This is a genomic window from Leclercia sp. W6 (assembly GCF_003336345.1).
Lineage (GTDB): Bacteria > Pseudomonadota > Gammaproteobacteria > Enterobacterales > Enterobacteriaceae > Enterobacter.
Genome location: NZ_CP031104.1, coordinates 355199 through 378647, shown reverse-complemented (window position 1 = coordinate 378647; position 23449 = coordinate 355199). Strand labels below are relative to the sequence as shown.

General features: G+C 59.0%; 20 protein-coding genes. 9 read left to right on the top strand and 11 right to left on the bottom strand.

Annotated features, from left to right (window positions below):
* The first annotated feature begins 76 nt into the window (after positions 1-76).
* The 3 genes from nrdA to yfaE all read left to right on the top strand — a co-directional run bounded on the left by nrdA (position 77) and on the right by yfaE (position 3828).
* A complete protein-coding gene (gene nrdA / locus DVA43_RS01890; RefSeq protein WP_103180414.1) occupies positions 77-2362 on the top strand; it encodes a class 1a ribonucleoside-diphosphate reductase subunit alpha in 2286 nt (761 codons plus the stop codon).
* Between the two features lie 81 nt (positions 2363-2443).
* Positions 2444-3574 carry a class Ia ribonucleoside-diphosphate reductase subunit beta gene (gene nrdB / locus DVA43_RS01885; protein ID WP_114314396.1) on the top strand — a complete coding sequence of 377 codons (1131 nt, stop codon included), beginning with the start codon at positions 2444-2446 and terminating at the stop codon, positions 3572-3574.
* A complete protein-coding gene (gene yfaE, locus DVA43_RS01880; protein ID WP_103180417.1) occupies positions 3574-3828 on the top strand; it encodes a class I ribonucleotide reductase maintenance protein YfaE in 255 nt (84 codons plus the stop codon). Before nrdB ends, yfaE begins: the two co-directional genes overlap by 1 nt.
* An 89-nt stretch (positions 3829-3917) precedes the next feature.
* Here the strand turns inward: yfaE and glpQ are convergent, their stop codons facing one another.
* The gene (gene glpQ, locus DVA43_RS01870; RefSeq protein WP_114314395.1) at positions 3918-4973 is read right to left on the bottom strand and encodes a glycerophosphodiester phosphodiesterase; all 1056 of its coding nucleotides are present in this window, start codon (positions 4971-4973) and stop codon (positions 3918-3920) included.
* Positions 4974-4984: 11 nt separating this feature from the next.
* The gene (gene glpT / locus DVA43_RS01865; protein ID WP_103825121.1) at positions 4985-6337 is read right to left on the bottom strand and encodes a glycerol-3-phosphate transporter; all 1353 of its coding nucleotides are present in this window, start codon (positions 6335-6337) and stop codon (positions 4985-4987) included.
* Between the two features lie 250 nt (positions 6338-6587).
* Here glpT and glpA point away from each other — a divergent pair, with 250 nt between their 5' ends.
* Genes glpA through glpC form a run of 3 tightly spaced genes read left to right on the top strand, consistent with a single transcriptional unit; the run spans position 6588 to position 10610 of the window.
* The gene (glpA, locus tag DVA43_RS01860) at positions 6588-8216 is read left to right on the top strand and encodes an anaerobic glycerol-3-phosphate dehydrogenase subunit A (protein ID WP_114314394.1); all 1629 of its coding nucleotides are present in this window, start codon (positions 6588-6590) and stop codon (positions 8214-8216) included.
* Entirely contained in the window at positions 8206-9423 is a 1218-nt protein-coding gene (gene glpB / locus DVA43_RS01855) for a glycerol-3-phosphate dehydrogenase subunit GlpB (RefSeq protein ID WP_114314393.1), read from the top strand. Before glpA ends, glpB begins: the two co-directional genes overlap by 11 nt.
* Positions 9420-10610, top strand: a complete 1191-nt coding sequence (gene glpC / locus DVA43_RS01850; protein ID WP_114314392.1) for an anaerobic glycerol-3-phosphate dehydrogenase subunit GlpC — start codon at positions 9420-9422, stop codon at positions 10608-10610. The genes glpB and glpC overlap by 4 nt, the downstream gene beginning before the upstream one ends.
* A gap of 32 nt (positions 10611-10642) precedes the next feature.
* Here glpC and DVA43_RS01845 read toward each other — a convergent pair whose 3' ends face one another.
* From DVA43_RS01845 to tctD, 4 genes are all read right to left on the bottom strand, one after another.
* Complete coding sequence (locus tag DVA43_RS01845; protein WP_114314391.1) at positions 10643-11842, bottom strand: nicotinamide mononucleotide deamidase-related protein YfaY; 1200 nt, start codon at positions 11840-11842, stop codon at positions 10643-10645.
* Positions 11843-11933: 91 nt separating this feature from the next.
* Positions 11934-12473 (bottom strand): YfaZ family outer membrane protein, encoded by a 540-nt coding sequence (locus DVA43_RS01840; RefSeq protein ID WP_103825126.1) that lies wholly within the window; start codon positions 12471-12473, stop codon positions 11934-11936.
* Between the two features lie 128 nt (positions 12474-12601).
* On the bottom strand, positions 12602-14011 hold the full coding sequence (locus tag DVA43_RS01835) for a sensor histidine kinase (protein WP_114314390.1): 1410 nt from the start codon (positions 14009-14011) through the stop codon (positions 12602-12604).
* Positions 13998-14672, bottom strand: a complete 675-nt coding sequence (tctD, locus tag DVA43_RS01830; RefSeq protein ID WP_103180432.1) for a transcriptional regulator TctD — start codon at positions 14670-14672, stop codon at positions 13998-14000. The genes DVA43_RS01835 and tctD overlap by 14 nt, the downstream gene beginning before the upstream one ends.
* 149 nt (positions 14673-14821) lie before the next feature.
* Here tctD and DVA43_RS01825 point away from each other — a divergent pair, with 149 nt between their 5' ends.
* Genes DVA43_RS01825 through DVA43_RS01815 form a run of 3 tightly spaced genes read left to right on the top strand, consistent with a single transcriptional unit; the run spans position 14822 to position 17771 of the window.
* Positions 14822-15802 carry a tripartite tricarboxylate transporter substrate binding protein gene (locus DVA43_RS01825; protein WP_114314389.1) on the top strand — a complete coding sequence of 327 codons (981 nt, stop codon included), beginning with the start codon at positions 14822-14824 and terminating at the stop codon, positions 15800-15802.
* 11 nt (positions 15803-15813) lie between these two features.
* Positions 15814-16245, top strand: a complete 432-nt coding sequence (locus DVA43_RS01820; protein ID WP_103180436.1) for a tripartite tricarboxylate transporter TctB family protein — start codon at positions 15814-15816, stop codon at positions 16243-16245.
* Between the two features lie 11 nt (positions 16246-16256).
* Positions 16257-17771, top strand: coding sequence for a tripartite tricarboxylate transporter permease (locus tag DVA43_RS01815; protein WP_114314388.1), 1515 nt, complete (start codon positions 16257-16259; stop codon positions 17769-17771).
* On the opposite strand, the gene menE is transcribed toward DVA43_RS01815, so the two are convergent.
* The 5 genes from menE to menD are packed head-to-tail and all read right to left on the bottom strand — an operon-like array spanning position 17772 to position 23392.
* Positions 17772-19133, bottom strand: a complete 1362-nt coding sequence (menE, locus tag DVA43_RS01810; RefSeq protein ID WP_114314387.1) for an o-succinylbenzoate--CoA ligase — start codon at positions 19131-19133, stop codon at positions 17772-17774. It lies immediately after the preceding gene.
* Positions 19130-20095, bottom strand: a complete 966-nt coding sequence (gene menC, locus DVA43_RS01805; protein WP_114314386.1) for an o-succinylbenzoate synthase — start codon at positions 20093-20095, stop codon at positions 19130-19132. The genes menE and menC overlap by 4 nt, the downstream gene beginning before the upstream one ends.
* Positions 20095-20952, bottom strand: coding sequence for a 1,4-dihydroxy-2-naphthoyl-CoA synthase (menB, locus tag DVA43_RS01800; protein WP_114314385.1), 858 nt, complete (start codon positions 20950-20952; stop codon positions 20095-20097). The genes menC and menB overlap by 1 nt, the downstream gene beginning before the upstream one ends.
* Positions 20949-21725, bottom strand: a complete 777-nt coding sequence (gene menH, locus DVA43_RS01795) for a 2-succinyl-6-hydroxy-2,4-cyclohexadiene-1-carboxylate synthase (protein ID WP_114314384.1) — start codon at positions 21723-21725, stop codon at positions 20949-20951. The genes menB and menH overlap by 4 nt, the downstream gene beginning before the upstream one ends.
* On the bottom strand, positions 21722-23392 hold the full coding sequence (gene menD / locus DVA43_RS01790; protein WP_114314383.1) for a 2-succinyl-5-enolpyruvyl-6-hydroxy-3-cyclohexene-1-carboxylic-acid synthase: 1671 nt from the start codon (positions 23390-23392) through the stop codon (positions 21722-21724). The genes menH and menD overlap by 4 nt, the downstream gene beginning before the upstream one ends.
* Positions 23393-23449 lie beyond the last annotated feature (57 nt).

Genomic DNA, 23449 nt, shown 5'->3' with positions numbered 1-23449 from the left:
ATATATAGTATTTATCCACAACAACCTGTGGATAAACGGGGGATATTTCTTTTTTCACGGACAGGTAAAAACCCACATGAATCAGAGTCTGCTGGTGACAAAGCGCGACGGTACCACCGAGCGTATCAATCTGGACAAAATCCATCGAGTTCTCGACTGGGCAGCAGAAGGGCTGAATAACGTATCGATCTCCCAGGTTGAACTGCGCTCCCATATCCAGTTCTATGACGGCATCAAAACGTCTGATATCCACGAAACCATTATCAAAGCCGCAGCGGATCTCATCTCCCGCGACGCGCCGGATTATCAGTACCTCGCTGCCCGTCTGGCGATTTTCCACCTGCGTAAAAAAGCCTACGGTCAGTTTGAGCCGCCAGCGCTGTTCGATCATGTGGTGAAGATGGTCGAGCTTGGCAAGTACGACACGCATCTGCTGGAAGACTATACGGAAGAAGAGTTCAAGCAGATGGACGGGTTTATCGATCACTGGCGTGATATGAACTTCTCCTACGCCGCGGTGAAACAGCTGGAAGGGAAATACCTGGTCCAGAACCGCGTGACCGGCGAGATCTACGAAAGCGCCCAGTTCCTCTACATTCTGGTGGCGGCCTGCCTGTTCTCGAACTACCCGCGTGAAACCCGTCTGGAATATGTGAAACGTTTCTACGATGCGGTTTCCACGTTCAAGATTTCTCTGCCAACGCCAATCATGTCCGGCGTTCGCACCCCAACCCGCCAGTTCAGCTCCTGCGTGCTGATCGAGTGCGGCGACAGCCTGGATTCCATCAACGCGACCTCCAGCGCCATTGTGAAATACGTTTCTCAGCGTGCCGGTATCGGCATCAACGCCGGTCGCATTCGTGCGCTGGGCAGCCCGATTCGTGGCGGTGAAGCGTTCCACACCGGCTGTATTCCGTTCTATAAGCACTTCCAGACTGCGGTGAAATCCTGCTCGCAGGGCGGCGTGCGTGGCGGTGCAGCCACCCTCTTCTACCCGATGTGGCACCTGGAAGTAGAAAGCCTGCTGGTGCTGAAAAATAACCGTGGCGTGGAAGGCAACCGCGTGCGTCACATGGACTACGGCGTACAGATCAACAAGCTGATGTATACCCGTCTGCTGAAAGGTGAAGATATTACCCTCTTCAGCCCGTCCGACGTCCCGGGTCTGTATGACGCCTTCTTTGCCGATCAGGATGAGTTCGAGCGTCTGTACAGCAAATATGAAAAAGACGACAGCATCCGTAAACAGCGTGTGAAAGCGGTTGAACTGTTCTCCCTGATGATGCAGGAACGCGCCTCTACCGGCCGTATCTACATCCAGAACGTTGACCACTGCAACACCCACAGCCCGTTCGATCCGGTCGTTGCGCCAGTGCGCCAGTCCAACCTGTGTCTGGAGATCGCCCTGCCGACCAAACCGCTGGAAGATGTGAACGACGAAAACGGCGAAATCGCCTTGTGTACGCTCTCCGCGTTCAACCTGGGTGCGATCAACAGCCTGGACGAACTGGAAGAGCTGGCGGTGCTGGCGGTTCGCGCCCTGGATGCGCTGCTGGATTACCAGGATTACCCAATCCCGGCGGCAAAACGTGGTGCAATGGGTCGTCGTACCCTCGGCATTGGCGTTATTAACTATGCCTACTGGCTGGCGAAAAACGGCAAACGCTACTCCGACGGCAGCGCTAACAACCTGACGCACCAGACCTTCGAAGCCATTCAGTACTACCTGCTGAAAGCCTCGAACGAGCTGGCTAAAGAGCAAGGCGCCTGCCCGTGGTTCAATGAAACCACCTATTCCAAAGGCATTCTGCCGATCGACACCTATAAGAAAGACCTGGATGCGATCGCCAACGAGCCGCTGCATCTTGACTGGGAAGGCCTGCGCGAGTCCATCAAGACCCACGGCCTGCGTAACTCCACGCTCTCTGCCCTGATGCCGTCCGAGACCTCCTCGCAGATCTCTAACGCCACCAACGGTATTGAGCCGCCGCGCGGTCATGTCAGCATCAAAGCGTCGAAAGATGGGATCCTGCGCCAGGTGGTGCCGGATTATGAGCTGCTGAAAAACAACTACGAGCTGCTGTGGGAGATGCCAAATAACGACGGCTACCTGCAACTGGTGGGGATCATGCAGAAGTTTATCGACCAGTCGATCTCTGCCAACACCAACTACGATCCGTCACGCTTCCCGTCCGGGAAAGTGCCGATGCAGCAGCTGCTGAAAGACCTGCTTACCGCCTACAAATTTGGCGTGAAGACCCTGTACTATCAAAACACCCGCGACGGTGCGGAAGATGCGCAGGACGATCTGGCCCCGTCCATTCAGGATGATGGCTGCGAAAGCGGCGCATGTAAGATTTAATGTAAATGCCGGGTGGCGCTACGCTTACCCGGCCTACGATTTTGTTTGCCCGATCTGCAAAATCTCTCACAGGACATACTCATGGCATACACCACCTTTTCACAGACGAAAAACGACCAGCTCAAAGAGCCGATGTTCTTCGGCCAACCGGTCAACGTGGCGCGCTACGATCAGCAAAAATATGACATCTTCGAAAAGCTGATTGAAAAGCAACTCTCTTTCTTCTGGCGTCCGGAAGAAGTTGACGTTTCACGCGACCGCATCGATTTCCAGGCGCTGCCGGAACACGAAAAGCACATTTTCCTCAGCAACCTGAAGTACCAGACGCTGCTGGACTCCATTCAGGGTCGTAGCCCGAACGTCGCGCTGCTGCCGCTGATCTCTATCCCTGAGCTGGAAACCTGGGTTGAGACCTGGGCGTTCTCCGAAACGATCCACTCCCGCTCCTATACCCACATCATCCGTAACATCGTCAACGATCCAGCGATTGTCTTCGATGATATCGTCACCAACGATCAGATCCTGAAGCGCGCGGAAGGCATCTCCCACTTCTACGACGACCTGATCGAGATGACCAGCTACTGGCATTTGCTGGGCGAAGGTACGCACAGCGTGAACGGCAAAACCGTCACCGTGAACCTGCGCGAGCTGAAGAAAAAGCTCTACCTGTGCCTGATGAGCGTGAACGCGCTGGAAGCGATCCGCTTCTACGTCAGCTTCGCCTGCTCCTTCGCCTTTGCGGAACGCGAGCTAATGGAAGGCAATGCCAAAATCATTCGCCTCATCGCCCGCGATGAAGCCCTGCATCTGACCGGCACCCAGCATATGCTGAACCTGCTGCGCAGCGGCGCTGACGATCCGGAGATGGCTGAGATTGCTGAAGAGTGCAAGCAGGAGAGCTATGACCTGTTTGTTCAGGCGGCACAGCAGGAGAAAGAGTGGGCGGAATACCTGTTCCAGGGCGGCTCCATGATCGGCCTGAACAAAGATATTCTCTGCCAGTATGTGGAGTACATCACCAATATCCGCATGCAGGCGGTTGGCCTGGATCTGCCGTTCCAGACCCGCTCCAACCCAATCCCGTGGATCAACACCTGGCTGGTTTCTGACAACGTGCAGGTTGCCCCACAGGAAGTGGAAGTGAGCTCCTACCTGGTCGGTCAGATTGACTCCGAAGTCAACACCGACGATTTGAGCGACTTCCAGCTCTGATGAGCCGCGTAACGCTTCGTCTTTCTGGCACAGAGCTTCTGTGTCAGGAAGAGCACCCCTCCCTGCTTATTGCGCTGGAATCCCACCAGATTGCCGTTGAATACCAGTGCCGCGAAGGCTACTGCGGCTCCTGCCGCTGTCGTCTGGTGACCGGTCAGGTTGACTGGATAACCGAACCGCTGGCCTTCATCAATGACGGTGAAATTTTGCCCTGCTGCTGTCGGGCAAAAGGGGATATAGAGATCGAGATGTAATTGTGCCGGGTGGCGCTTCGCTTACCCGGCCTACAAAACCGCAGTCCGTAGGTCGGGTAAGGCGCAGCCGCCACCCGGCAATTTCAGCATTAATCTTTCAAAAAGCTCACCGCTTTATCCGGAAAGTCCGTAAACAATCCGTCTACGTCCGCCTGCTTATATAACACCTCGTAAAGCTGATTCACATCCGTGGCATACGGCGGCAACTGGTCAGCACGCACCGTATACGGATGCACCTGCATCTTGCTGGCGTGGGCCTCTTTCACCATCGCCGTCAGCTTCACGTGGCCCGGGGTTGCACCTTCCGCCACCAGCATATGGTAATCCGGCCCGATCCCGTCGGCGTACTGCGCGATCTGCTTCATGGCGCCCGGCTTAAACATCCAGTCGTAGTTGTAGTTTACCCACTTGCCGTCTGCCTGCTTCTCCTGGGTTTCATTCCAGTCGGTATAAGCGATCAGCTGGACCAGATTGAGATCCATCCCCATCTTTGGTTCCAGCTCGGTTTTGATGCGCTTCAGTTCCGCGGCGTCAAAACACTGGAGGTAGACTTTATCCTTCTTGCTGGTGTAGCCGTACTGTTTCAGCACCTCCAGCGTTTTCGCGGCGATATCCTTCCCTTCCTGATGGTGGAACCACGGCGCTTTGATTTCCGGGTAAATACCGATATGTTTGCCGGTCGAGTGGTTCAGCCCCTGAACAAACTCAATCTCCTCCTGGAAGGTATGGATGCGGAAGTCCGATTTACCCATCGGGAAACGTCCGGGGTAAACCTGCACCTTCTTACCGTTTTCAATCTCAAAGCCCTCGGTAAAATTCAGAGAGCGGATTTCATCCAGAGTGAAGTCAATGGCGTAAAAACGGCCATCTTTTCGGGCACGGTATGGGAAACGATCCGCCACATCGGTCACCCGGTCAAGATAGTGGTCATGCAGGACGACCAGCTGGTCGTCCTTCGTCATCACCAGATCCTGCTCCAGATAATCAGCCCCCTGCGCATAGGCCATCGCTTTCGCCGGCAGCGTATGCTCCGGCAGATAGCCGCTTGCGCCACGATGGGCAATAACGATTTTATCCGCCGCCAGGGCGGAGCCGGTCATCAGGCCCGCCAGCAGCAGACCGGTCGCAATTTGCGTTACTTTCATGGCAATGCTCCTTATTGACGACGCGCCAGCACTTCCGCGTGGTGACGTTTTTCACCGATCATGACCACAATCAGCAGCAGTACCGCCAGCACGCTGCCGCCGATCATCACCATAAAGCCGCCGTCCCAGCCGAAGAAGTCAACGGTATAGCCCACAATGGCGCTCGCCGCCACTGAACCGCCCAGGTAGCCGAACAGACCGGTAAAGCCTGCCGCCGTACCTGCCGCTTTTTTCGGTGCCAGTTCCAGGGCATGCAGACCAATCAGCATAACAGGGCCATAAATCAGGAAGCCGATGACGATCATACAGGCCATGTCCACGCCCGGGTTGCCCGGCGGGTTGAGCCAGTAGACGACGGTGGCAATGGTCACGAGGGTCATAAAGAAGACGCCCGTCGCGCCACGGTTGCCCTTAAACACTTTGTCCGACATCCAGCCGCAAATCAGCGTCCCCGGGATCCCGGCGTATTCGTAGAGGAAGTAGGCCCAGGAAGATTTATCCAGCGCAAAGTGCTTCACCTCTTTCAGGTAGGTCGGTGACCAGTCGAGGATGCCGTAACGCAGCAGGTAGACGAACACGTTCGCCACCGCGATGTACCACAGCAGTTTGTTCGGCAACACGTATTTCATGAAGATCTGCTTTGCCGTCAGCTCTTCTTCGTGCTTCTCGCTGTAATCATCCGGATAGTCGTTTTTGTACTCTTCAATCGGCGGCAGACCGCAGGACTGCGGCGTGTCGCGCATCAGTGCAAAGGCGATAATCGCCACCAGGATTGCCCCAAAGGCTGGCATATAGAGCGCGGCGTGCCAGTCGTTGAACCAGGCCATCCCCAGCAGGAACAGCAGCGGTGGAAGCCCGCCGCCCACGTTATGGGCGCAGTTCCATACCGACACGATACCGCCGCGCTCCTTCTGCGACCACCAGTGCACCATAGTGCGTCCGCACGGTGGCCACCCCATCCCCTGGAACCAGCCGCAGAGGAACAGCAGCACGAACATAATGGCAATGCTGGAGGTCGCCCACGGCACAAAGCCCATGAACAGCATGACCGCTGCCGCCAGGATCAGACCGGCGGGCAGGAACACGCGCGGATTCGAGCGATCCGACACTGACCCCATAATGAATTTCGAAAAACCGTAGGCGATAGAGATCCCCGACAGCGCGAAACCGAGATCGCCCCGTGAGAAGCCCTGTTCCACCAGGTACGGCATGGCGAGCGCGAAGTTTTTACGTACCAGATAGTACGCCGCATAGCCAAAGAAAATCCCCATGAAGATTTGCCAACGCAGACGGCGGTAAAGAGGGTCTATCTCTGCCTCTGGCAGTCGCGCCCGATGTGGCGCAGGTTTAAAGATACTGAGCATAACAGCCTCCGTGGCCTTTCAAAAAATGACCGGACAACACGCGCCCGGCCAGAGAGGCGGGGATGTTAAGAAATCACGGTAATTGTTACTGTGAATCAACGCACAGATTGTTACAGAAATATGACAGAATGCGCAAAAAAGCGCATGAAATCACGTTTCACTTTCGAATTTCGCTCGTTTGTGTTCGATATCAAACAAACCACAGTTTTTATGTGGCTAAATGAGATAAAACGAACACAGAGGGTTGGCAATGACAATTCACGATCCACGCTATAGCGATGTGATTATCATTGGCGGAGGCGCGACCGGCGCAGGCATCGCCCGCGACTGCGCACTCAGGGGGCTGAGCGTCACGCTTCTGGAGCGCCATGATATTGCAACGGGCGCAACCGGGCGCAATCATGGTCTGCTGCACAGCGGCGCCCGCTACGCCGTCACCGACGGCGAATCGGCACGCGAATGTATCGCCGAAAACCAGATCCTCCGGCGCATTGCCCGTCACTGTATTGAGCCCACCGACGGTCTGTTTATTACGCTTCCCGAAGACGATCTTACCTTTCAGTCAACCTTCATTACCGCCTGCCAGGCCGCGGGCATTCAGGCGCAAGCCATTGACCCTGCCCTAGCGCGCCGTATCGAGCCTTCGGTTAATCCGGCATTGACCGGGGCGGTAAAAGTCCCGGACGGCACCGTGGATCCGTTTCGCCTGACGGCGGCCAACATGCTGGACGCCCGCGAGCATAGCGCGCGGATCCTGACCGGCCATCAAGTCACCGGGCTTATCCGCGAGGGGCATCGCATCAAAGGCGTGCGGGTCCTGGATATGCACTACAACGAACAGAGCGAGCTGTATGCCGCCGTGGTAGTCAACGCGGCGGGGATCTGGGGGCAGCGCATCGCGGAATACGCCGATCTCTCTGTGCGCATGTTTCCGGCCAAAGGCTCGCTGCTGATCCTCGACCACCGCATTAATAACCATGTCATCAACCGCTGCCGCAAACCGTCTGATGCCGACATCCTCGTACCGGGCGATACCATTTCGTTAATCGGCACCACCTCCACCCAGGTGGACTACCGCGAGATTGATTACAATCGGGTCACCGCAGAAGAGGTGGACATCCTGCTGCGCGAAGGGGAAAAACTGGCGCCGGTGATGGCCCAGACGCGTATTCTGCGCGCTTACGCAGGCGTGCGTCCGCTTGTCGCCAGCGATGACGACCCGAGCGGACGCAATGTCAGCCGCGGCATTGTGCTGCTTGACCATGCCGCGCGCGACGGGCTGGACGGCTTCATCACCATCACTGGCGGTAAATTAATGACCTACCGTCTGATGGCCGAATGGGCGACGGATGCCGTCTGCCGCAAACTGGGCAATACCGCACCGTGCGTGACCGCAGACCAGCCCCTGCCCGGCTCGCGCCAGTCCACCGAGAAAACAGTGCAAAAAATTATCTCCCTGCCCGCCCCCTTGCGTGGTTCGGCTGTCTATCGCCATGGCGACAGAACGCCAGTTTGGCTGGGCGAAGGGCGGCTGAGCCGCAGTCTGGTATGCGAATGCGAAGCCGTTACCGCCGGGGAAGTGCAATACGCAGTGGAGAATCTGACGGTGAATAGCCTGCTCGATCTCCGCCGCCGCACCCGCGTCGGGATGGGCACCTGTCAGGGGGAGCTGTGTGCCTGCCGTGCCGCCGGGCTGTTGCAGCGTTTTCATACCACCACCGCCACCCAGTCGCTCGATCAGCTCAGCGATTTTTTAAACGAGCGCTGGAAAGGCATTCAGCCTGTCGCCTGGGGCGATGCCCTGCGTGAAAGCGAATTTACCCGCTGGGTGTACCAGGGGCTTTGCGGTCTGGAGAAGGAGCAACGCGATGAAATTTGACACCGTGATCGTCGGCGGCGGGCTGGCGGGTCTGCTCTGTGGCATCAAACTCACGAAGCAGGGGCTGCGCTGCGCCATCATCACCCGGGGCCAGAGCGCCCTGCACTTCTCGTCGGGCTCGCTGGATCTGCTGGACGATACTTACCGCGATACGCTGCCGCCGGAGCACCCCTATCATCTGACAGGCGCGCATAATGTTGAGCGCTTTGCGCTGGAAGCCGAAGCGTTACTGGCTGAGTGTGGCGCACGCATGCAGGGCAGCGCGCAGCGCAATCACCAGCGGGTGACCCCGCTCGGTACGCTGCGCGCCGCCTGGCTCAGCCCGGAAGAGGTCCCTGTCGCCCCGTTCAATGCCACGCGTGTGCGAGTGGTGGGTATTAGCGGTTTTCTTGATTTTCAGCCTCATCTCGCGGCGGCGTCACTTTGCCGCCAGGGGGTTAATGCCGAAGCGGCAGAGATTGAGCTGCCCGAGCTTGATGTCCTGCGCGATAACCCCAGCGAGTTTCGCGCGGTGAATATTGCCCGTTTTCTCGATAACGAAGAGAAATGGCCGCAGCTGCTTGAGGCGCTCAAACCGCTTGCAGAGGGATGCGATGCGCTCTTTATGCCCGCCTGTTTTGGCTTAGGTGATAACCGTCTGTGGCGCTGGCTCTCCGATCGCCTGCCCTGCTCGCTCGGCCAGCTGCCAACGCTTCCCCCTTCCGTGCCCGGCATTCGCCTGCATAACCAGCTTCAGCGCCAGTTTGTGGCTCAGGGAGGCGTGTGGATGGCGGGTGATGAAGTGAAAAAAATCACCCTGACTGAGGGCGCGGTGAGCGAAATCTGGACGCGCAATCACGACGATATTCCGCTTCGTGCGCGTTACGCGGTGCTGGCAAGCGGCAGTTTCTTCAGCAACGGTCTGCTGAGCAGCCGGGACGGCATTCGCGAGGCGATTATGGGGCTGGATGTCAGCCAGAGTGCCTCCCGCGCGGACTGGTATCAAAGCGATTTCTTCACCCCGCAGCCCTGGCAGCAGTTCGGCGTGATTGTGGATAACCAGCTGCATCCGCAACTTTCAGGAAAGTCAGTTCCAAATCTCTACGCCATCGGCTCGCTTTTGGGCGGATACGATCCTATCGCCCAGGGCTGCGGCGGTGGCGTCTGCGCCATAACGGCGCTCTCTGTGGCAGAGCAGATTTGCCAGCGCACGGAGGCTGCACAATGAACGACACCCGCTTTGAAAGCTGCATCAAATGCACGGTCTGCACCACCGTCTGCCCGGTCAGCGGCGTTAACCCACGCTATCCGGGGCCGAAACAGGCCGGGCCGGATGGCGAGCGCCTGCGTCTGAAGGACGGTGCGCTGTACGATGACGCGCTGAAATACTGCATCAACTGCAAACGCTGCGAAGTCGCCTGCCCGTCGGATGTGAAAATCGGCGACATCATTCAGCGTGCCCGCGCGCGCTACAGTACGCAAAAACCGTCGCTGCGCGATGCCATCCTCAGCCATACCGACCTGATGGGCAGCGTCTCCACGCCGTTTGCCCCGCTGGTGAATGCCGCGACCTCGCTGCAACCGGTGCGCCAGCTGCTGGATGCCACGCTGAAGATAGACCATCACCGCAGTCTGCCTAAATATTCCCACGGCACCTTCCGCCGCTGGTACAAATCCGTAGCGGCAGAACAGGCGCGGTACGCCGATCAGGTGGCGTTCTTCCATGGCTGCTATGTAAATTACAACCACCCGCAGCTGGGTAAAGATCTGCTGAAAGTGCTGAACGCCATGGGTACAGGCGTGCAGTTGCTGAGCAAGGAGAAGTGCTGCGGCGTGCCGCTGATCGCCAACGGGTTTACCGATAAAGCGCGCAAACAGGCCGAAAGCAACGTCTCGTCGCTGCGCGAGGCTATTGTCGATAAAGGCATTCCGGTGCTCGCCACCTCCTCGACCTGCACCTTCACGCTGCGCGATGAGTATCCGCACCTGCTGGACGTGGACAATACCGGCCTGCGCGAACATATTGAGCTGGCAACGCGTTTCCTGTGGCGCAAGCTGGAGAGCGGGCAGACGTTACCCCTGAGAAATTTACCCCTGAAAGTGGTCTACCACACGCCGTGCCATATGGAAAAAATGGGCTGGTCGCTTTACACGCTGGAACTGTTGCGGTTAATTCCGGGGCTGGCGCTGACGGTGCTGGATTCGCGCTGCTGCGGCATTGCGGGGACGTACGGCTTTAAGCGTGAAAACTACGAAACATCACAGGCGATTGGCGCGCCGCTGTTCCGCCAGATTGAGGAGAGCGGCGCGGATATCGTGGTGACCGACTGCGAAACCTGCAAGTGGCAGATAGAGATGTCCACCCGCAAGCGCTGCGAACATCCCATCACGCTGCTGGCGAAGGCGTTGGGTTAGCTATCGCCGGGGCCGCCGCCCCGGCAAACCGTTTACTCAACGAACAGCGATTCCACCACGTTGATCCAGCCGTGCTCGCTGGCCACCTCTTTACCTGCCAGCCAGCGACGCAGCATGTTTAGCGCCATCATGGCGCAGACTTCCTGACGCACCGCCAGGCTGTAGCGCGACGCGCTCATCTTAACCCGCAGGGCATGGGTGCCTTCCGGGGTAGCCAGGGCAAAGTTAAGATGATCCTCTTCCACACCCGACACCGCCAGAGCCAGACCGGCAAAATGTTTTACGCGCCGCTCGGCAACCCAGTGGGCAGTTTGTGCCAGGGTCTCCTCCTGGGAAGGCACCACTTCGCTTGCCAGCAGCGGAGCGCTTACCCGCGAGAGCTGTAACGCCAGCAGGCCGCCGGTGAATTGCTCGCTCAGGGTCAGGCTCAACTGACGGGCCTGCAGATCGCGGGCGATCTGCGCCGGAAGCCCTTCGGTTCCTTCAAAGATCAGGCTTTCGCCCGCCACGCGCTGCACCTCAGGCCAGAGCGCCAGCATCGCGTCTTTTTCCGTGGCCGGGCCGGTGAGCTTTAGCTCGATAATCGGCATGGAAGAGCGATAACCCATCGTCACCCCTGTCGGTAAGCTCAGGTGATCCAGGCTCTGCGCCAGGTCGCTCTCCGAGCGGCCAAAGGTGGTGAGACGTAAACAGATCGGGGGTTCAGGCAAGGTAAAACGCTGGCGCAGACGCGGCAGGATCTGTTGTTCGACCATCACCTTAAATTCGGACGGGACGCCGGGGGTAAAAAACATCAGGCAGCGATTAAGTTGAATGGCAAAACCACAGGCGGTGCCGACCGGGTTATCCACCAATTCCGCGCTGGCCGGAATTTCCGCCTGCTTGCGGTTGCTGGGAGCCATCACCCTGCCGCGATCGCTGAAGAAACGCTCCATATGGCTGAGCCACTCGGTGTGCAGCACCAGCTCTTCACCTTTTGCCGTGGCGGCTGCCAGCGCGCTCAGGTCATCGCTGGTTGGGCCAAGCCCGCCATTTACAATCAGGACATCCGCATGTTCGCTGCGCTCGCGCAAAATATTGACCAGTGCGTCCAGCGAATCGCCCACCGTATTACGGCGCGTTAACGGTAATCCCTGCTCAAAGAAAATATCAGCCAGCCAGGCCGCATTGGTATCGGTAATTTGTCCATGCAACACTTCATCGCCAGTGGACAGCATCTCCACGTTTATCATTGTGTTCTCCCGCTTAGGTGGTGAAAACACTATAACGCAATCGGCGGAGGGAGAAAGAGAAACAGGCGCGGCAGGAGGCCGCGCCGGGGGATCAGAAGCCTGCGCTCACGCCCACGTACGGGCCATCAGCAAGGGCGTTGTCGCGGTTGCCCTCTTTGCCCGCCAGGTTCAGGTAACGATAACCCGCTTCGATGGTAATCGGACGCATAATGGTCCAGCGCGCACCCGCGTTGGCTTCTTCATAGCTGTCGATACCGCTGGAGAGGGAGTCCGGAGAGTAGTAATACTCGCCGAACAGGCCGAAGCTGTCGCCAATTTTCCACTGCAGACCGCCGCCCACTGCCGCCGCGTAACCTTCGTCACCGTCGTTCGGGTTGGTGTAAATGCCTTTACCGCCGACGGTCGCCAGGAATGGACCAAGCGGAACGTTAAAACCGAGGCCCAGGCTTGCCGCATCGCCATCGTCGTCGTTATGCGTCCAGCCGCCGGTCATCGCCAGGCCTGCGCTATCCGTGCCAAGACCAAAGCCCAGGTGGGTATAGTCCTCGCCCGCCGAGCCGTTGAAGGAAATAGCGTTGGCCGCTGCCGATACACACATCAGGCCTAAGCCCAGTAATGCCACTTTTTTCATTGTCGTGATCCCGCACAATTTGTTCACAGATATCCAAAACCGCGAGATTTTAACCTGACTGGCTATGGGATCAATGGACTCCGTGTGCGTCGGACAATTAGTTTGTAACGATTTGATAATATCAACATTTACGTCATCAACAAAAAGCGCATTTTGACGCACAGACCGCCCAGATTTTCACTGGCCATCAGTTGAAGATGGCTGCGGTGCAGGCGGGCGATATCGTTGGCCAGCGCCAGCCCAATCCCGGACCCGGCGGCATCTCCTACATTATCCAGCCGATGAAACGGCAGCATGGCCTGGGAAATCTGATCTTCAGCAATTCCCGGTCCGCTGTCCTCCACGCTCAGCTCAACAGCGTCGTTAACCGTGTGCAGAGACACAGTGACGATGCCCTGCTGCGGGGTGTATTTGATCGCATTCTCCAGCAGGTTGGCGCACAGTTCGCCCAGCAGCACCTCATCACCTTCAATCATGACGGATTGCTGAATGCCCTCATAACCTAAATCGATCCCCTTGCTGCGCGCCTGCGCCAGCCGGGAGAAGCAGCAGTTCTGCACCACCTGAACCAGATCCACCGGGGCAAACTGGCGCTCTCCCTGCTCTTTGTGCTTCACCGTGGAGAACTGCAACAGCCGTTCAGTAAGGACGATGGTGTTGTCCAGCGTCACGTTCATGGCGCGTAAACTCTCCTGCCACAGGGCCGGATCGTTTCGCGTCAGGGCAACGGAAACCTGGGTTTTGAGCACCGCCAGCGGCGTTTTGAGCTGATGAGAAGCATCGGCGTTAAAGCGCTCCTGGCGGGAAAGCACGCCGCGTAATCTGTCGATATAGCGGTTAAAGGCCACGATCAGCAGCCGCGTTTCCGACCAGGGCAGCAGCTCCGGCAGCGGGGCCAGCAGCCCTGGCTCACGGCGCACCATCAGCGAGGAGAGCTGACGCATCGGGCGCAGCACGCGGCGCAGCAGCCAGGCGGTTAAGACCAGCGTCAGCAGCACCAGCAGCCCCTGCGAAACGAGCGATGAAAACAGGAGCTGAGTGGCCAGATAGCGCCGCGACTGCAAGGTTTCGGCGACGTAGATCTCCGCCATACCGGAAACATTGTCTTCGTTAATTGGCTGGAGCAGCTTCGCCACGCGGATCGCCTGGCCGCGATACTCAGTATGATAAAACCAAGCCAGCGCGGGATAGTGCGTGGTGCGCGACGTGGAGCGGGGCATGTTCGGTAGATCGTCATAGCCGGAGATCACCCGCCCCTCCGGGTCAACTACCTTGTAATAGAGACGATCGTTCATGTTCAGCTCGAAGCTGTCGAGCACCACCCAGGGAACATCGACCAGCAGCTTGCCGTTGTGCACCTCCAGCCGCTCAGAGACGGTACGCGCCGACGATAACAGCGTGCGGTCGTACGCCTGGGTCGCCGCCTGCAGGGCGCTAACGTAACTGTTAAAGGCCGACAATCCCCACAGCAACAGCAGCGGCAGGCCGAGAAAAAGCAGCAGCTGCAGATAAAGCGACTGAGGTTTAACCCACTTCATCGCCGCACTCCAGCACATAGCCCAGCCCGCGCAGGGTGGTGATCCGCACCCCGCTGCCAGTCAGTTTTTTGCGCAGGCGATGAATGTAGAGATCGAGACTCTCCGGGCTGACGTCGTCATTCAGGCTAAACACCTGATCGAACAACTGCTGGCGGGAGACGGGCCGGGTGCGGCGATGCATCAGCACCTTCAGCAGTGACAGTTCACGCGGGGTGAGCGAGAGCGGCTCATCGCGCAGCAGGAAAAAACCGTCGTCATCATACTCAAGCTCCCCAAGACGCTGGCGTTCCTGGGTTCGCCCCTCGCTTCGGCGCAGCAGGGCGCGAAGCCTGGCGTCCAGCTCCTCCAGCTCAAACGGTTTTGGCAGATAATCATCCGCCCCGGCATTCAGGCCTTTCACCCGATCCGCCACGTTGCTGCGTGCGGTGAGAAACAGCACCGGCAAGGTCTGGCCGCGTTTTCGTAAACGGTGCACCACCTCCAGGCCGTCAAAACCGGGCATACCGATGTCCAGTATCGCCACCGCGTAGTTTTCCCCCTGCAGGAGATGATCGGCCGCGCGCCCGTCAGAAACGCAGTCTACGGCAAAGCCCTCCTGCACCAGCGCTTTCTCCAGCCAGTGAGCCAGCTCACGATTATCTTCCGCCAGTAAGAGACGCATATCACATCCTGTAAAGTTGGTGTCGCGTTGAAAGGGAAATGAAAGGTTATTGTTTTAACAATCACGCAACGGAACCGCTACAAGGTGGTTCACATAATCAGAAAAAAACCCGTACCCGTACCCCCGGATCGCCGGCGTGAGGATAAACGATGAAAAAACAATTACTTTCAACGGTTGCTGCAAGCGTATTAATGTTGAGTGCCTCTGTTGTCCAGGCGCAGGACGCCCCGTCCCGCACCGAATGTATTGCCCCGGCCAAACCGGGCGGCGGTTTCGATCTCACCTGCAAGCTGATTCAGGTCAGCCTGCTGGAAACGAAGGCCATTGAAAAACCGATGCGTGTAACCTACATGCCAGGTGGCGTGGGCGCGGTGGCCTATAACGCGATCGTCGCGCAACGACCGGCGGAAGCCGGCACGGTGGTCGCCTTCTCCGGCGGCTCGCTGCTGAACCTTTCCCAGGGCAAGTTTGGCCGCTACGGCGTGGATGACGTGCGCTGGCTGGCCACCGTCGGTACCGACTACGGCATGATCGCCGTGCGCGCAGATTCCCCGTGGAAATCCCTGAAAGATTTGCTCACCGCCATGGAAAAAGACCCTAACAGCGTGGTGATTGGTGCAGGCGCCTCCATCGGCAGCCAGGACTGGATGAAAGCCGCCCTGCTGGCGCAGCAGGCGAAAGTGGATCCGCACAAAATGCGTTACGTGGCGTTTGAGGGCGGCGGTGAACCAGTGACGGCGCTGATGGGCAACCACGTGCAGGCAGTTTCCGGTGACCTCAGTGAAATGGTGCCCTACCTGAACGGGGATAAAATCCGCGTGCTGGCGGTCTTCTCCGAAAACCGTCTGCCCGGACAGTTGGCAAACGTGCCGACTGCAAAAGAGCAGGGTTATGACCTCGTCTGGCCGATTATCCGCGGCTTCTTTGTCGGGCCAAAAGTGACCGATGCCGAATACCAGTGGTGGGTCGACAACTTTAACAAACTGCAGCAGACAGACGAATTTAAAAAGCAGCGCGATCTGCGCGGGCTGTTTGAGTTCAACCTGAACGGTAAGCAGCTGGACGAGTATGTCAAAAAACAGGTGAATGACTACCGCGAGAAGGCAAAAGCGTTTGGCCTGGCCAAATAACCGGAGGCGCTATGAGCGATCGCATTTTTGCCGGGATCTGGTTGTTGCTCTGCATTGGCGGGATGTTCGTCGCCTGGCAGATCCACAGCGAATACAGCTATGAACCCGTGGGGCCACGCCCCTTTCCAATGGGCATTGTCGGCCTGATGCTGCTTTGCTCGGTGGCTATGCTGTTACGCCATCCGGATACCGTAGAGTGGCCGCCCAGACGCATTTTGCAGCGGCTGTTGGTGATGGTCATTGTGCTGCTGATGTATGCCTGGGGCTTTGAATGGCTCGGCTTCCCGGTGGCGACCGCCATCCTGACGATGGTGATCGGCATGCTGTTTAACGCCAGCCTCCCTGCGGCGGGGATCTCGGGTGTGGTGATGGGCATTTTCCTGTGGTACGCCTTTGACCGCTTGCTGGATGTGACGCTGCCGCTTGGCGCCTGGCTTAATTAACGGAGCACGCTATGGATACCTGGATTTACCTCTCACAGGGGTTCGCCGTGGCGATGACCCCGGAAAATCTGGTGATCGCCCTGATCGGCTGCTTCGTCGGGACGATCGTCGGTCTGCTGCCCGGACTTGGGCCCATCAACGGGGTCGCTATTTTGCTCCCGCTGGCGTTTGCCCTGCATCTGCCTGCGGAATCGGCGCTGATCCTGCTGGCGACAGTCTACATCGGCTGTGAATATGGCGGCCGTATCTCGTCAATACTGCTCAACGTGCCCGGGGATGCGGCGGCCATTATGACCGCGCTGGATGGTTACCCGATGGCGCGGCAGGGACGCGGCGGCGTGGCACTCTCTATCTCCGCCGTCAGTTCGTTCTTTGGCTCGCTGATTGCCATTGGCGGCATCATTCTGTTTGCGCCTGCGCTGGCCCAGTGGTCGCTGGCGTTTGGTCCGGCAGAGTATTTTGCCCTGATGGTCTTCGCCATTGCCTGTCTCGGCAGCATGATGGCGCAAAACCCTCTGAAATCGTTTTTGTCTGCGCTGATCGGCTTAGGGTTAGCCACCGTCGGCGTGGATGCCAACACCGGGGTCTATCGCTTTACCTTCGACAGCGTTCACCTCTCCGACGGCGTGCAGTTTATCGTGGTCGTGATTGGTCTGTTCTCTGTCTCTGAGATCTTACTGATGCTGGAACATACCAGCAGCGGGCAGACGCTGGTGCGTAAAACCGGCCGGATGCTCTTTAACGCCAAAGAGGGCGCGCAGTGTATCGGTACTACGCTGCGTTCAGGGGTGATTGGTTTCTTTGTCGGCATTCTGCCGGGCGCCGGAGCAACCATCGCCAGCGCCATCACCTACATGACGGAGAAAAAGCTCAGCGGCAACAGCGACAGCTTTGGCAAAGGCGATATTCGCGGCGTCGCTGCACCTGAGGCGGCCAACAATGCCTCGGCCTGCGGCTCGTTTATTCCCATGCTGACGCTCGGCGTACCCGGCTCCGGTACCACGGCGGTGATGATGGGGGCGCTGACGCTCTATAACATCACCCCAGGACCGGCGATGTTTACCGAACAGCCGGACATCGTCTGGGGTCTGATTGCGGCGCTGCTGATTGCCAACGTCATGCTGCTGGTGATGAACATCCCGCTGATTGGCCTGTTCACCCGTATGTTGACCATTCCGCTGTGGTTCCTGGTCCCCGCGATCGCGGCCGTCTCGGCGGTGGGGGTGTATGCGGTACACAGCACCACCTTCGACCTGATTCTGATGGTGGTGCTGGGGGTGTTCGGCTACATCTTGCGTAAAATGCACTTCCCGATGTCGCCGTTGATTTTAGGGTTTGTGCTGGGTGAGATGCTGGAGCAGAACCTGCGCCGCGCTCTGTCCATTAGCAATGGTAATGTCTCCATCCTGTGGGACAGCAACGTGGCGAAGATCCTGCTGACACTGGCAATTGTGGTGGTGGTCGTACCGCCGGTGCTGCGCCTGCTTCGCCGCCGTCAGCGTAAGCCGCAGCCCGATATCGGCTAATTACCCTGACAGTTGGGCATTCACCCACTGTGTTAACGCCTGGCGGGAGATCTTAATCCCGCCATTTTTTAGTTCTGCTGGCAGCACCAGCCAGTGCACGGGCTGCTCAAATCGCGCCATTTTGCCCTGTACCCACTCCGGGAAGCGGGTGAAATCCGTTCCCGGTTCACACTCCACTACCGCCACCGGACGCTGACCAAATTCGGCGTCATTCAGCGGGACAATAAAGACCTGGCTGATGTGCGGATGGGTCGCGATAATCCGCTCAAGGCTCTCCGGCTGAATGCCCTCTCCTCCGCTGAAAAAGAGGTTATCCATCCGACCGAGGATCGTCAGGCGACCCTCATGCAGCTCCCCGCGATCGCGGGTGGCAAACCAGCCCTCTGAATTCGTGAGCGGCAGCAGCGCGCCGTCGCGCCAGTAGCCTGAGGCCATGCTTTGCGCCTTGATCCACACTTCGCCGTTAACGACCTGCACCTCCCTGCCCGGCAATGCGCAGCCCACGTCCGGCTCACCGTCTGCCTCTTTCGCGCAGACGGTAGAGGCAAACTCCGTCAGGCCGTAGCCACAAAACGTAGAAATACCCTGCGCGCGCGCCTGTTGCGTCAACTCAACGGGGATGGCGGCCCCGCCCAGTAGTACCGCTTTCAGCGCGATGTGCTGGTGTGTATTGAGCAGACGCCAGAGCTGGGTTGGCACCAGCGAGGCATGCGTACACCCCTGCAAGGCCTGCTCCAGCGGCTGCTTCTCGCGCACGGTTAAGCGCGCGCCGGCCTGCAGCCAGCGCCATAAGATCCCCTGCCCGGAGACATGAAACAGCGGCAGCGAAAGCAGCCAGTCGTCATCCTCGCCGTAGGGCATCAGCGCGAGGACACCCTCAGCGCTGGCAAGATGCGCCCCGCAGGTATGAACGGCCGCTTTCGGCAGCCCGGTAGAGCCGGAGGTGAGCGTCATTGAGGCCAGCCGCTCAGGCTGCCATACCACGCGGTATTCGCCGGACGGAGCATGTACGCTAAGCGCGGCGAGCCCGTCATAGTGACCGTCCAGCACCAGCGCAAAACGCAGCGTCATTTGCAGAAGCAATACCTCCAGCAGCGGGCGCGGGAGCTGGGGGTTAACGGGAAGAATACGCGCGCCGCACTGGAGCAGCGCCAGCCATGCGAGCAGGGTCTGCGGATGATTATGGGCAAGCAGCAGCACACCGTCCCCCGCCTTCACACCCTGTTGATGAAACCCTGCAGCCAGATTGTCGATGCGGGTGCAGAGCTGTTGCCAGCTCAGCACCTCGTCGTTGAGACGCAGAGCCGGTTTATCAGCACGCTGCTCGCGCCAGTGCCGCCACGGCCAGTCACTAAAACTCATTGCAACGGCTCCAGCGCCTCAACGCCCGCGCACGGCAGGGCGCTACCCGGCCACGGGCGAATAAGCTGGGTTTGCATCAGGTTTAACGTATCCAGCCCCGGGATGGTGTCGGGCGTTAACCAGGCGGCAATACGCGCCAGCTGCGTCAGCCCAAGGCTGGATTCGATGGAGGAACTGATCACCGCGGTCAGTCCTGCGCTATGCGCTGCCGTCACCTGTTCACGCACCTTCGCCAGACTGCCCGTTAGCGTCGGTTTTATGACCACGGCGCTGACGCCCGGCTCGGCGGTAAAGGCAAAGTCCGCCTCGCGCAGGCTTTCGTCCCAGGCGATGGCTATGCCGGTTTCGCGGGCAAAGGCGCGTGAATCCTCACGGGTTTTGCACGGCTCTTCCAGAAAAGCGATGCGGCTGCGGTACGCCGGATTGACGTACTTCGCGAACTGCTGCGCCTTAAGCGGCGTCCAGGCGCGGTTGGCATCCAGACGCAGACGCAGATCGGGGATCGCCTCCAGCAAGAGGTTAGCGACCATGCCGTCGCGGACCGCTTCGTAAAGACCGACTTTGATTTTCGCCACTTTCTCGCCGGGCATAGCGCTGAGCAGTGCAAACAGCTCATCCGGATCGCCGGTACAGAGCGGCGCGGCACGGTAATCGGCCTTGTCAGGCAGGCTGCCGTCGAGCTCCGCGAGCGCACAACTGATGCCAAACGCGGCGGAAGGAACGTCGGGCAGCGACGGATTCACGCCTGTACGCCATTCCTCTACCCATGCCACCAGCGCAGCCTGCGCCTCCTCCAGCGACTCCAGGCTAAAGCCCGGCAGAGGCGAAATCTCCCCCCAGCCCTGCCCTTCGCCCTGCTGCAGTCGCACGAAGAAGCCATCACGGTTTTTTAACCGCCGTTCACGCAGCACCACACCCGCATCCATCGGTATCTGCCAGCGGTAGATCTGCACGCTGCGCATTACGGATTCCGTTTATATTTGCTGAAGTCCGGCTGGCGCTTCTCGTTAAACGCGTTGCGCCCTTCCTGACCCTCTTCAGTCATGTAGAAGAGCATAGTGGCATTGCCTGCCAGCTCCTGCAGACCCGCCTGGCCGTCGCAGTCGGCGTTCAGCGCCGCTTTCAGGCAGCGCAGCGCCATTGGGCTGTTTTGCAGCATTTCGCGACACCAGCGCACGGTCTCTTTTTCGAGGTCGGCAATCGGCACCACGGTGTTCACCAGGCCCATATCCAGCGCTTCCTGAGCGTTGTACTGGCGGCAGAGGAACCAGATTTCACGGGCTTTTTTCTGACCGACAATGCGCGCCATGTAAGAGGCACCCCAGCCGCCGTCGAAGGAGCCGACTTTTGGTCCGGTCTGGCCGAAGATGGCGTTCTCCGCGGCAATGGTCAGATCGCACATCATATGCAGCACGTGACCGCCACCGATGGAATAGCCGGCGACCATTGCCACCACAGGTTTCGGACAGGTGCGGATCTGGCGCTGGAAGTCGAGCACGTTCAGGTGGTGAACACCGGAGTCATCCTGGTATCCGCCGTAGTCGCCGCGCACTTTCTGGTCGCCCCCGGCGCAGAACGCCTTCTCACCTTCGCCGGTCAGAACGATAACGCCGATATTGTCGTCGTAACGGGCATCCGCCAGGGCCTGAATCATCTCTTTGACGGTTAACGGGCGAAACGCGTTACGCACCTCTGGACGGTTAATGGTGATTTTGGCGATGCCGTCAGTGGACTTGTGGTAGCGAATGTCGGTATAGCCTTCGGAGCAGTCCAGCCATTCCACCGGTGCATAGAGCATGTTTTCATCAGGGTAGATCATAGAGTGTCCTTAATTGAAAGACGGAGTATCTGGGCCAGACGCTCAGCCACCGCAGCGGGGTTTTCCCGATGGGCGTTATGTCCGGCGTGGGGAATTTCATGGCGGGTGGCGGTAAGCTGCCGGGCAATATCCCGAAACTTAGGGTCCTGCTCGCCATAGAGATAGAAAAAAAGAAGTGCGCACGAGGCGAGCTCAGGGCGTAAATCGGCTTGTTCGGCAAGCGACGTCGCCTGGAGCATGGCGGCCAGAGCTGGACCATTATTCTGGCTACGCAGGGCGACAAGCTGTTCGCGCTGCGCGGGGGTTAGCGAGGCAAATACCGGCTGCTGATACCAGTCGGCAAACACCGACGCCAGAGGTTCATGGCGCAAGCGTGCCGCCCACTGCGCATCGGAGGCGCGACGGCTCGTCCGCGAGTATTCATCGCTCAACCCCGGATGCGCCCCCTCCACAATCAGCCCCTGTAGCCCCCCGGGCCGCTGGCAGGCGTGATACATCGCAATGCGGCCGCCGAGGGAGTACCCCACCAGCCAGTAATTTAGTATGTTGTAACTAAGTACAGTGCGATTCAGCAGATGGCTCATCTCACTGAAATTGCTCACCGCAATGTGCGCCGATTCCCCGTGTCCCGGCAGATCGAGATAGAGGCAGGAATAATCGCTCAGGCGCTCCCCTGACACCTGCCATTCGCGGCAATCGCCGGAAAAACCGTGCAGGAAAACCAGCCAGGGTTTATCCGGCTGACCTTTACGCTGGGTTCCCGCGAGGATCATAGATGGCTTACCTGCGCCAGTAGGTTCTGCAGCATCTGCGCCCCGTCGCTGTCGTTTACCACCACCTCGATTAGCGTGGCGCCGGGTTTGCTCCACGCCGTGCTGAGTGCGCTCTCCAGTTCCGCCCAGTTTTCCGGGCGCTGATACTTGAGGCTGAACATCGCCGCCGCATGTTCAAACTGCACGTTCTGCGGCATCAGATAAAAGCGTTCCCGTTCGCTCTGCGGCGTCGGCAACAGGGAGAAAATCTGGCCGCCGTTATTGTTAATCACCAGCAGCACAAAGGGCGCAGAGGCCTGACGTAACAGCGCCAGCGCGTTCAGATCGTAGAGCGCCGAGAGATCGCCGACGATCGCCAGCGTCGAACGGGCATTCGCGCGCTGAACCCCTGCTGCGGTTGAAATCAGCCCGTCGATACCGCTGGCGCCACGGTTACTGTATACCGGGTAGCCCGCTGGCAGACGGGAGAAGGCGTCAATCAGACGCACCACCAGGCTGTTGCCCACAAACAACTGCCCCTGTTCAGGCAGATAGCGATGGATACGGTGGGCCAGCTGCGCTTCACCCAATGCGTCGCTGTGTTGCGCCGTCAGGTCCCAGGCCTGGCGAGAGAGTTCAGGAATCTCGGTTGCCCAGGGGGCGCGTTTTTCCGCCGGATGCAGCTCCAGCCATTCGGCCACGCTGGATACCAGCCGACGGCCACGATGTTGCGCGGGATCCAGCCGCCCTTCGCGGGAATCGACCAGCCAGTACTCTTCCGGCCTGCAGGTGGCCTGCCACTGCAGGAGACGTTTACCCGTCAGGCTGCCGCCAAGCTGCACCACAATCTGCGCCTGCTCCAGTTCGGTCACGGCTCTGGCGTTGCCGAGCCAGAGATCCGCGCACGGCAGCGGCTGGCCGGTCTGGGAGAGCACGTCGCCAATCAGCGGCCAGCCAAGCCGTTGCGCCCACTGCGCTACCTGCTTGCCTTCCTCGGCGCTCATCCTGCCCGCGATAACCACACCACGTTTCTGCCGCCAGAAGAACCAGTCGCGCTGTTGGGGGCTTGAAAGCGCCGCCGGGGCGCGCAGCCAGGGCTTATCGCTCTGCCACCAGTCGCCCAGCGCCTGCTGCCACTCAAGATCGGTCTCATCCATTTCGCCATACAGCGGCTCGGCAAACGGACAGTTAATGTGCAGCGCCCCGGCACGCAGCCCGCCTAGGGCGTTATCTACCGTCGAGACCAGCCAGCGGGCGGGAATATCGCGGGTCGGACGCGGCAGCGACAAGGTTTCTGTCGGATGGGTGGCAAAAATCCCCGACTGGCGAATGGCCTGATTGGCGCCGCAGTCGATCAGCTCCGGAGGACGATCCGCCGTCAGCAGCACCAGTTTTTCACCGGTCAGACCGGCTTCGATCAATGCGGGATAGAGGTTAGCCACCGCCGTGCCGGAGGTCACGATCACCGCTACCGGCTCATGGCTGGCTTTTGCCAGCCCCAGCGCCAGATGGCCGAGACCGCGCTCATCAAAATGGGTGTGATGAATAAAGGCGCGGTTTTCGGCGGCGGCCAGGGTCAACGGCGTTGAGCGCGAGCCGGGCGCGATGCAAACATGCCTGACGCCATGGCGGGTCAGGGCTTCAAGGATCACCGCCGCCCAGCGCCGGTTAAAGGAACTCACTGACATGGAATTGTCCGGTATCAATATTGCGACGTAGTATAAATAATAGAGAAAGATGTAATT

What these genes read in the sequence shown, in the direction of transcription:
- nrdA (WP_103180414.1), top strand. Translation starts at nt 77, where the DNA reads ATGAATCAGAGTCTGCTGGTGACAAAGCGCGACGGTACCACCGAGCGT.
- nrdB (WP_114314396.1), top strand. Translation starts at nt 2,444, where the DNA reads ATGGCATACACCACCTTTTCACAGACGAAAAACGACCAGCTCAAAGAG.
- yfaE (WP_103180417.1), top strand. Translation starts at nt 3,574, where the DNA reads ATGAGCCGCGTAACGCTTCGTCTTTCTGGCACAGAGCTTCTGTGTCAG.
- glpQ (WP_114314395.1), bottom strand. Translation starts at nt 4,973, where the DNA reads ATGAAAGTAACGCAAATTGCGACCGGTCTGCTGCTGGCGGGCCTGATG.
- glpT (WP_103825121.1), bottom strand. Translation starts at nt 6,337, where the DNA reads ATGCTCAGTATCTTTAAACCTGCGCCACATCGGGCGCGACTGCCAGAG.
- glpA (WP_114314394.1), top strand. Translation starts at nt 6,588, where the DNA reads ATGACAATTCACGATCCACGCTATAGCGATGTGATTATCATTGGCGGA.
- glpB (WP_114314393.1), top strand. Translation starts at nt 8,206, where the DNA reads ATGAAATTTGACACCGTGATCGTCGGCGGCGGGCTGGCGGGTCTGCTC.
- glpC (WP_114314392.1), top strand. Translation starts at nt 9,420, where the DNA reads ATGAACGACACCCGCTTTGAAAGCTGCATCAAATGCACGGTCTGCACC.
- DVA43_RS01845 (WP_114314391.1), bottom strand. Translation starts at nt 11,842, where the DNA reads ATGATAAACGTGGAGATGCTGTCCACTGGCGATGAAGTGTTGCATGGA.
- DVA43_RS01840 (WP_103825126.1), bottom strand. Translation starts at nt 12,473, where the DNA reads ATGAAAAAAGTGGCATTACTGGGCTTAGGCCTGATGTGTGTATCGGCA.
- DVA43_RS01835 (WP_114314390.1), bottom strand. Translation starts at nt 14,011, where the DNA reads ATGAAGTGGGTTAAACCTCAGTCGCTTTATCTGCAGCTGCTGCTTTTT.
- tctD (WP_103180432.1), bottom strand. Translation starts at nt 14,672, where the DNA reads ATGCGTCTCTTACTGGCGGAAGATAATCGTGAGCTGGCTCACTGGCTG.
- DVA43_RS01825 (WP_114314389.1), top strand. Translation starts at nt 14,822, where the DNA reads ATGAAAAAACAATTACTTTCAACGGTTGCTGCAAGCGTATTAATGTTG.
- DVA43_RS01820 (WP_103180436.1), top strand. Translation starts at nt 15,814, where the DNA reads ATGAGCGATCGCATTTTTGCCGGGATCTGGTTGTTGCTCTGCATTGGC.
- DVA43_RS01815 (WP_114314388.1), top strand. Translation starts at nt 16,257, where the DNA reads ATGGATACCTGGATTTACCTCTCACAGGGGTTCGCCGTGGCGATGACC.
- menE (WP_114314387.1), bottom strand. Translation starts at nt 19,133, where the DNA reads ATGAGTTTTAGTGACTGGCCGTGGCGGCACTGGCGCGAGCAGCGTGCT.
- menC (WP_114314386.1), bottom strand. Translation starts at nt 20,095, where the DNA reads ATGCGCAGCGTGCAGATCTACCGCTGGCAGATACCGATGGATGCGGGT.
- menB (WP_114314385.1), bottom strand. Translation starts at nt 20,952, where the DNA reads ATGATCTACCCTGATGAAAACATGCTCTATGCACCGGTGGAATGGCTG.
- menH (WP_114314384.1), bottom strand. Translation starts at nt 21,725, where the DNA reads ATGATCCTCGCGGGAACCCAGCGTAAAGGTCAGCCGGATAAACCCTGG.
- menD (WP_114314383.1), bottom strand. Translation starts at nt 23,392, where the DNA reads ATGTCAGTGAGTTCCTTTAACCGGCGCTGGGCGGCGGTGATCCTTGAA.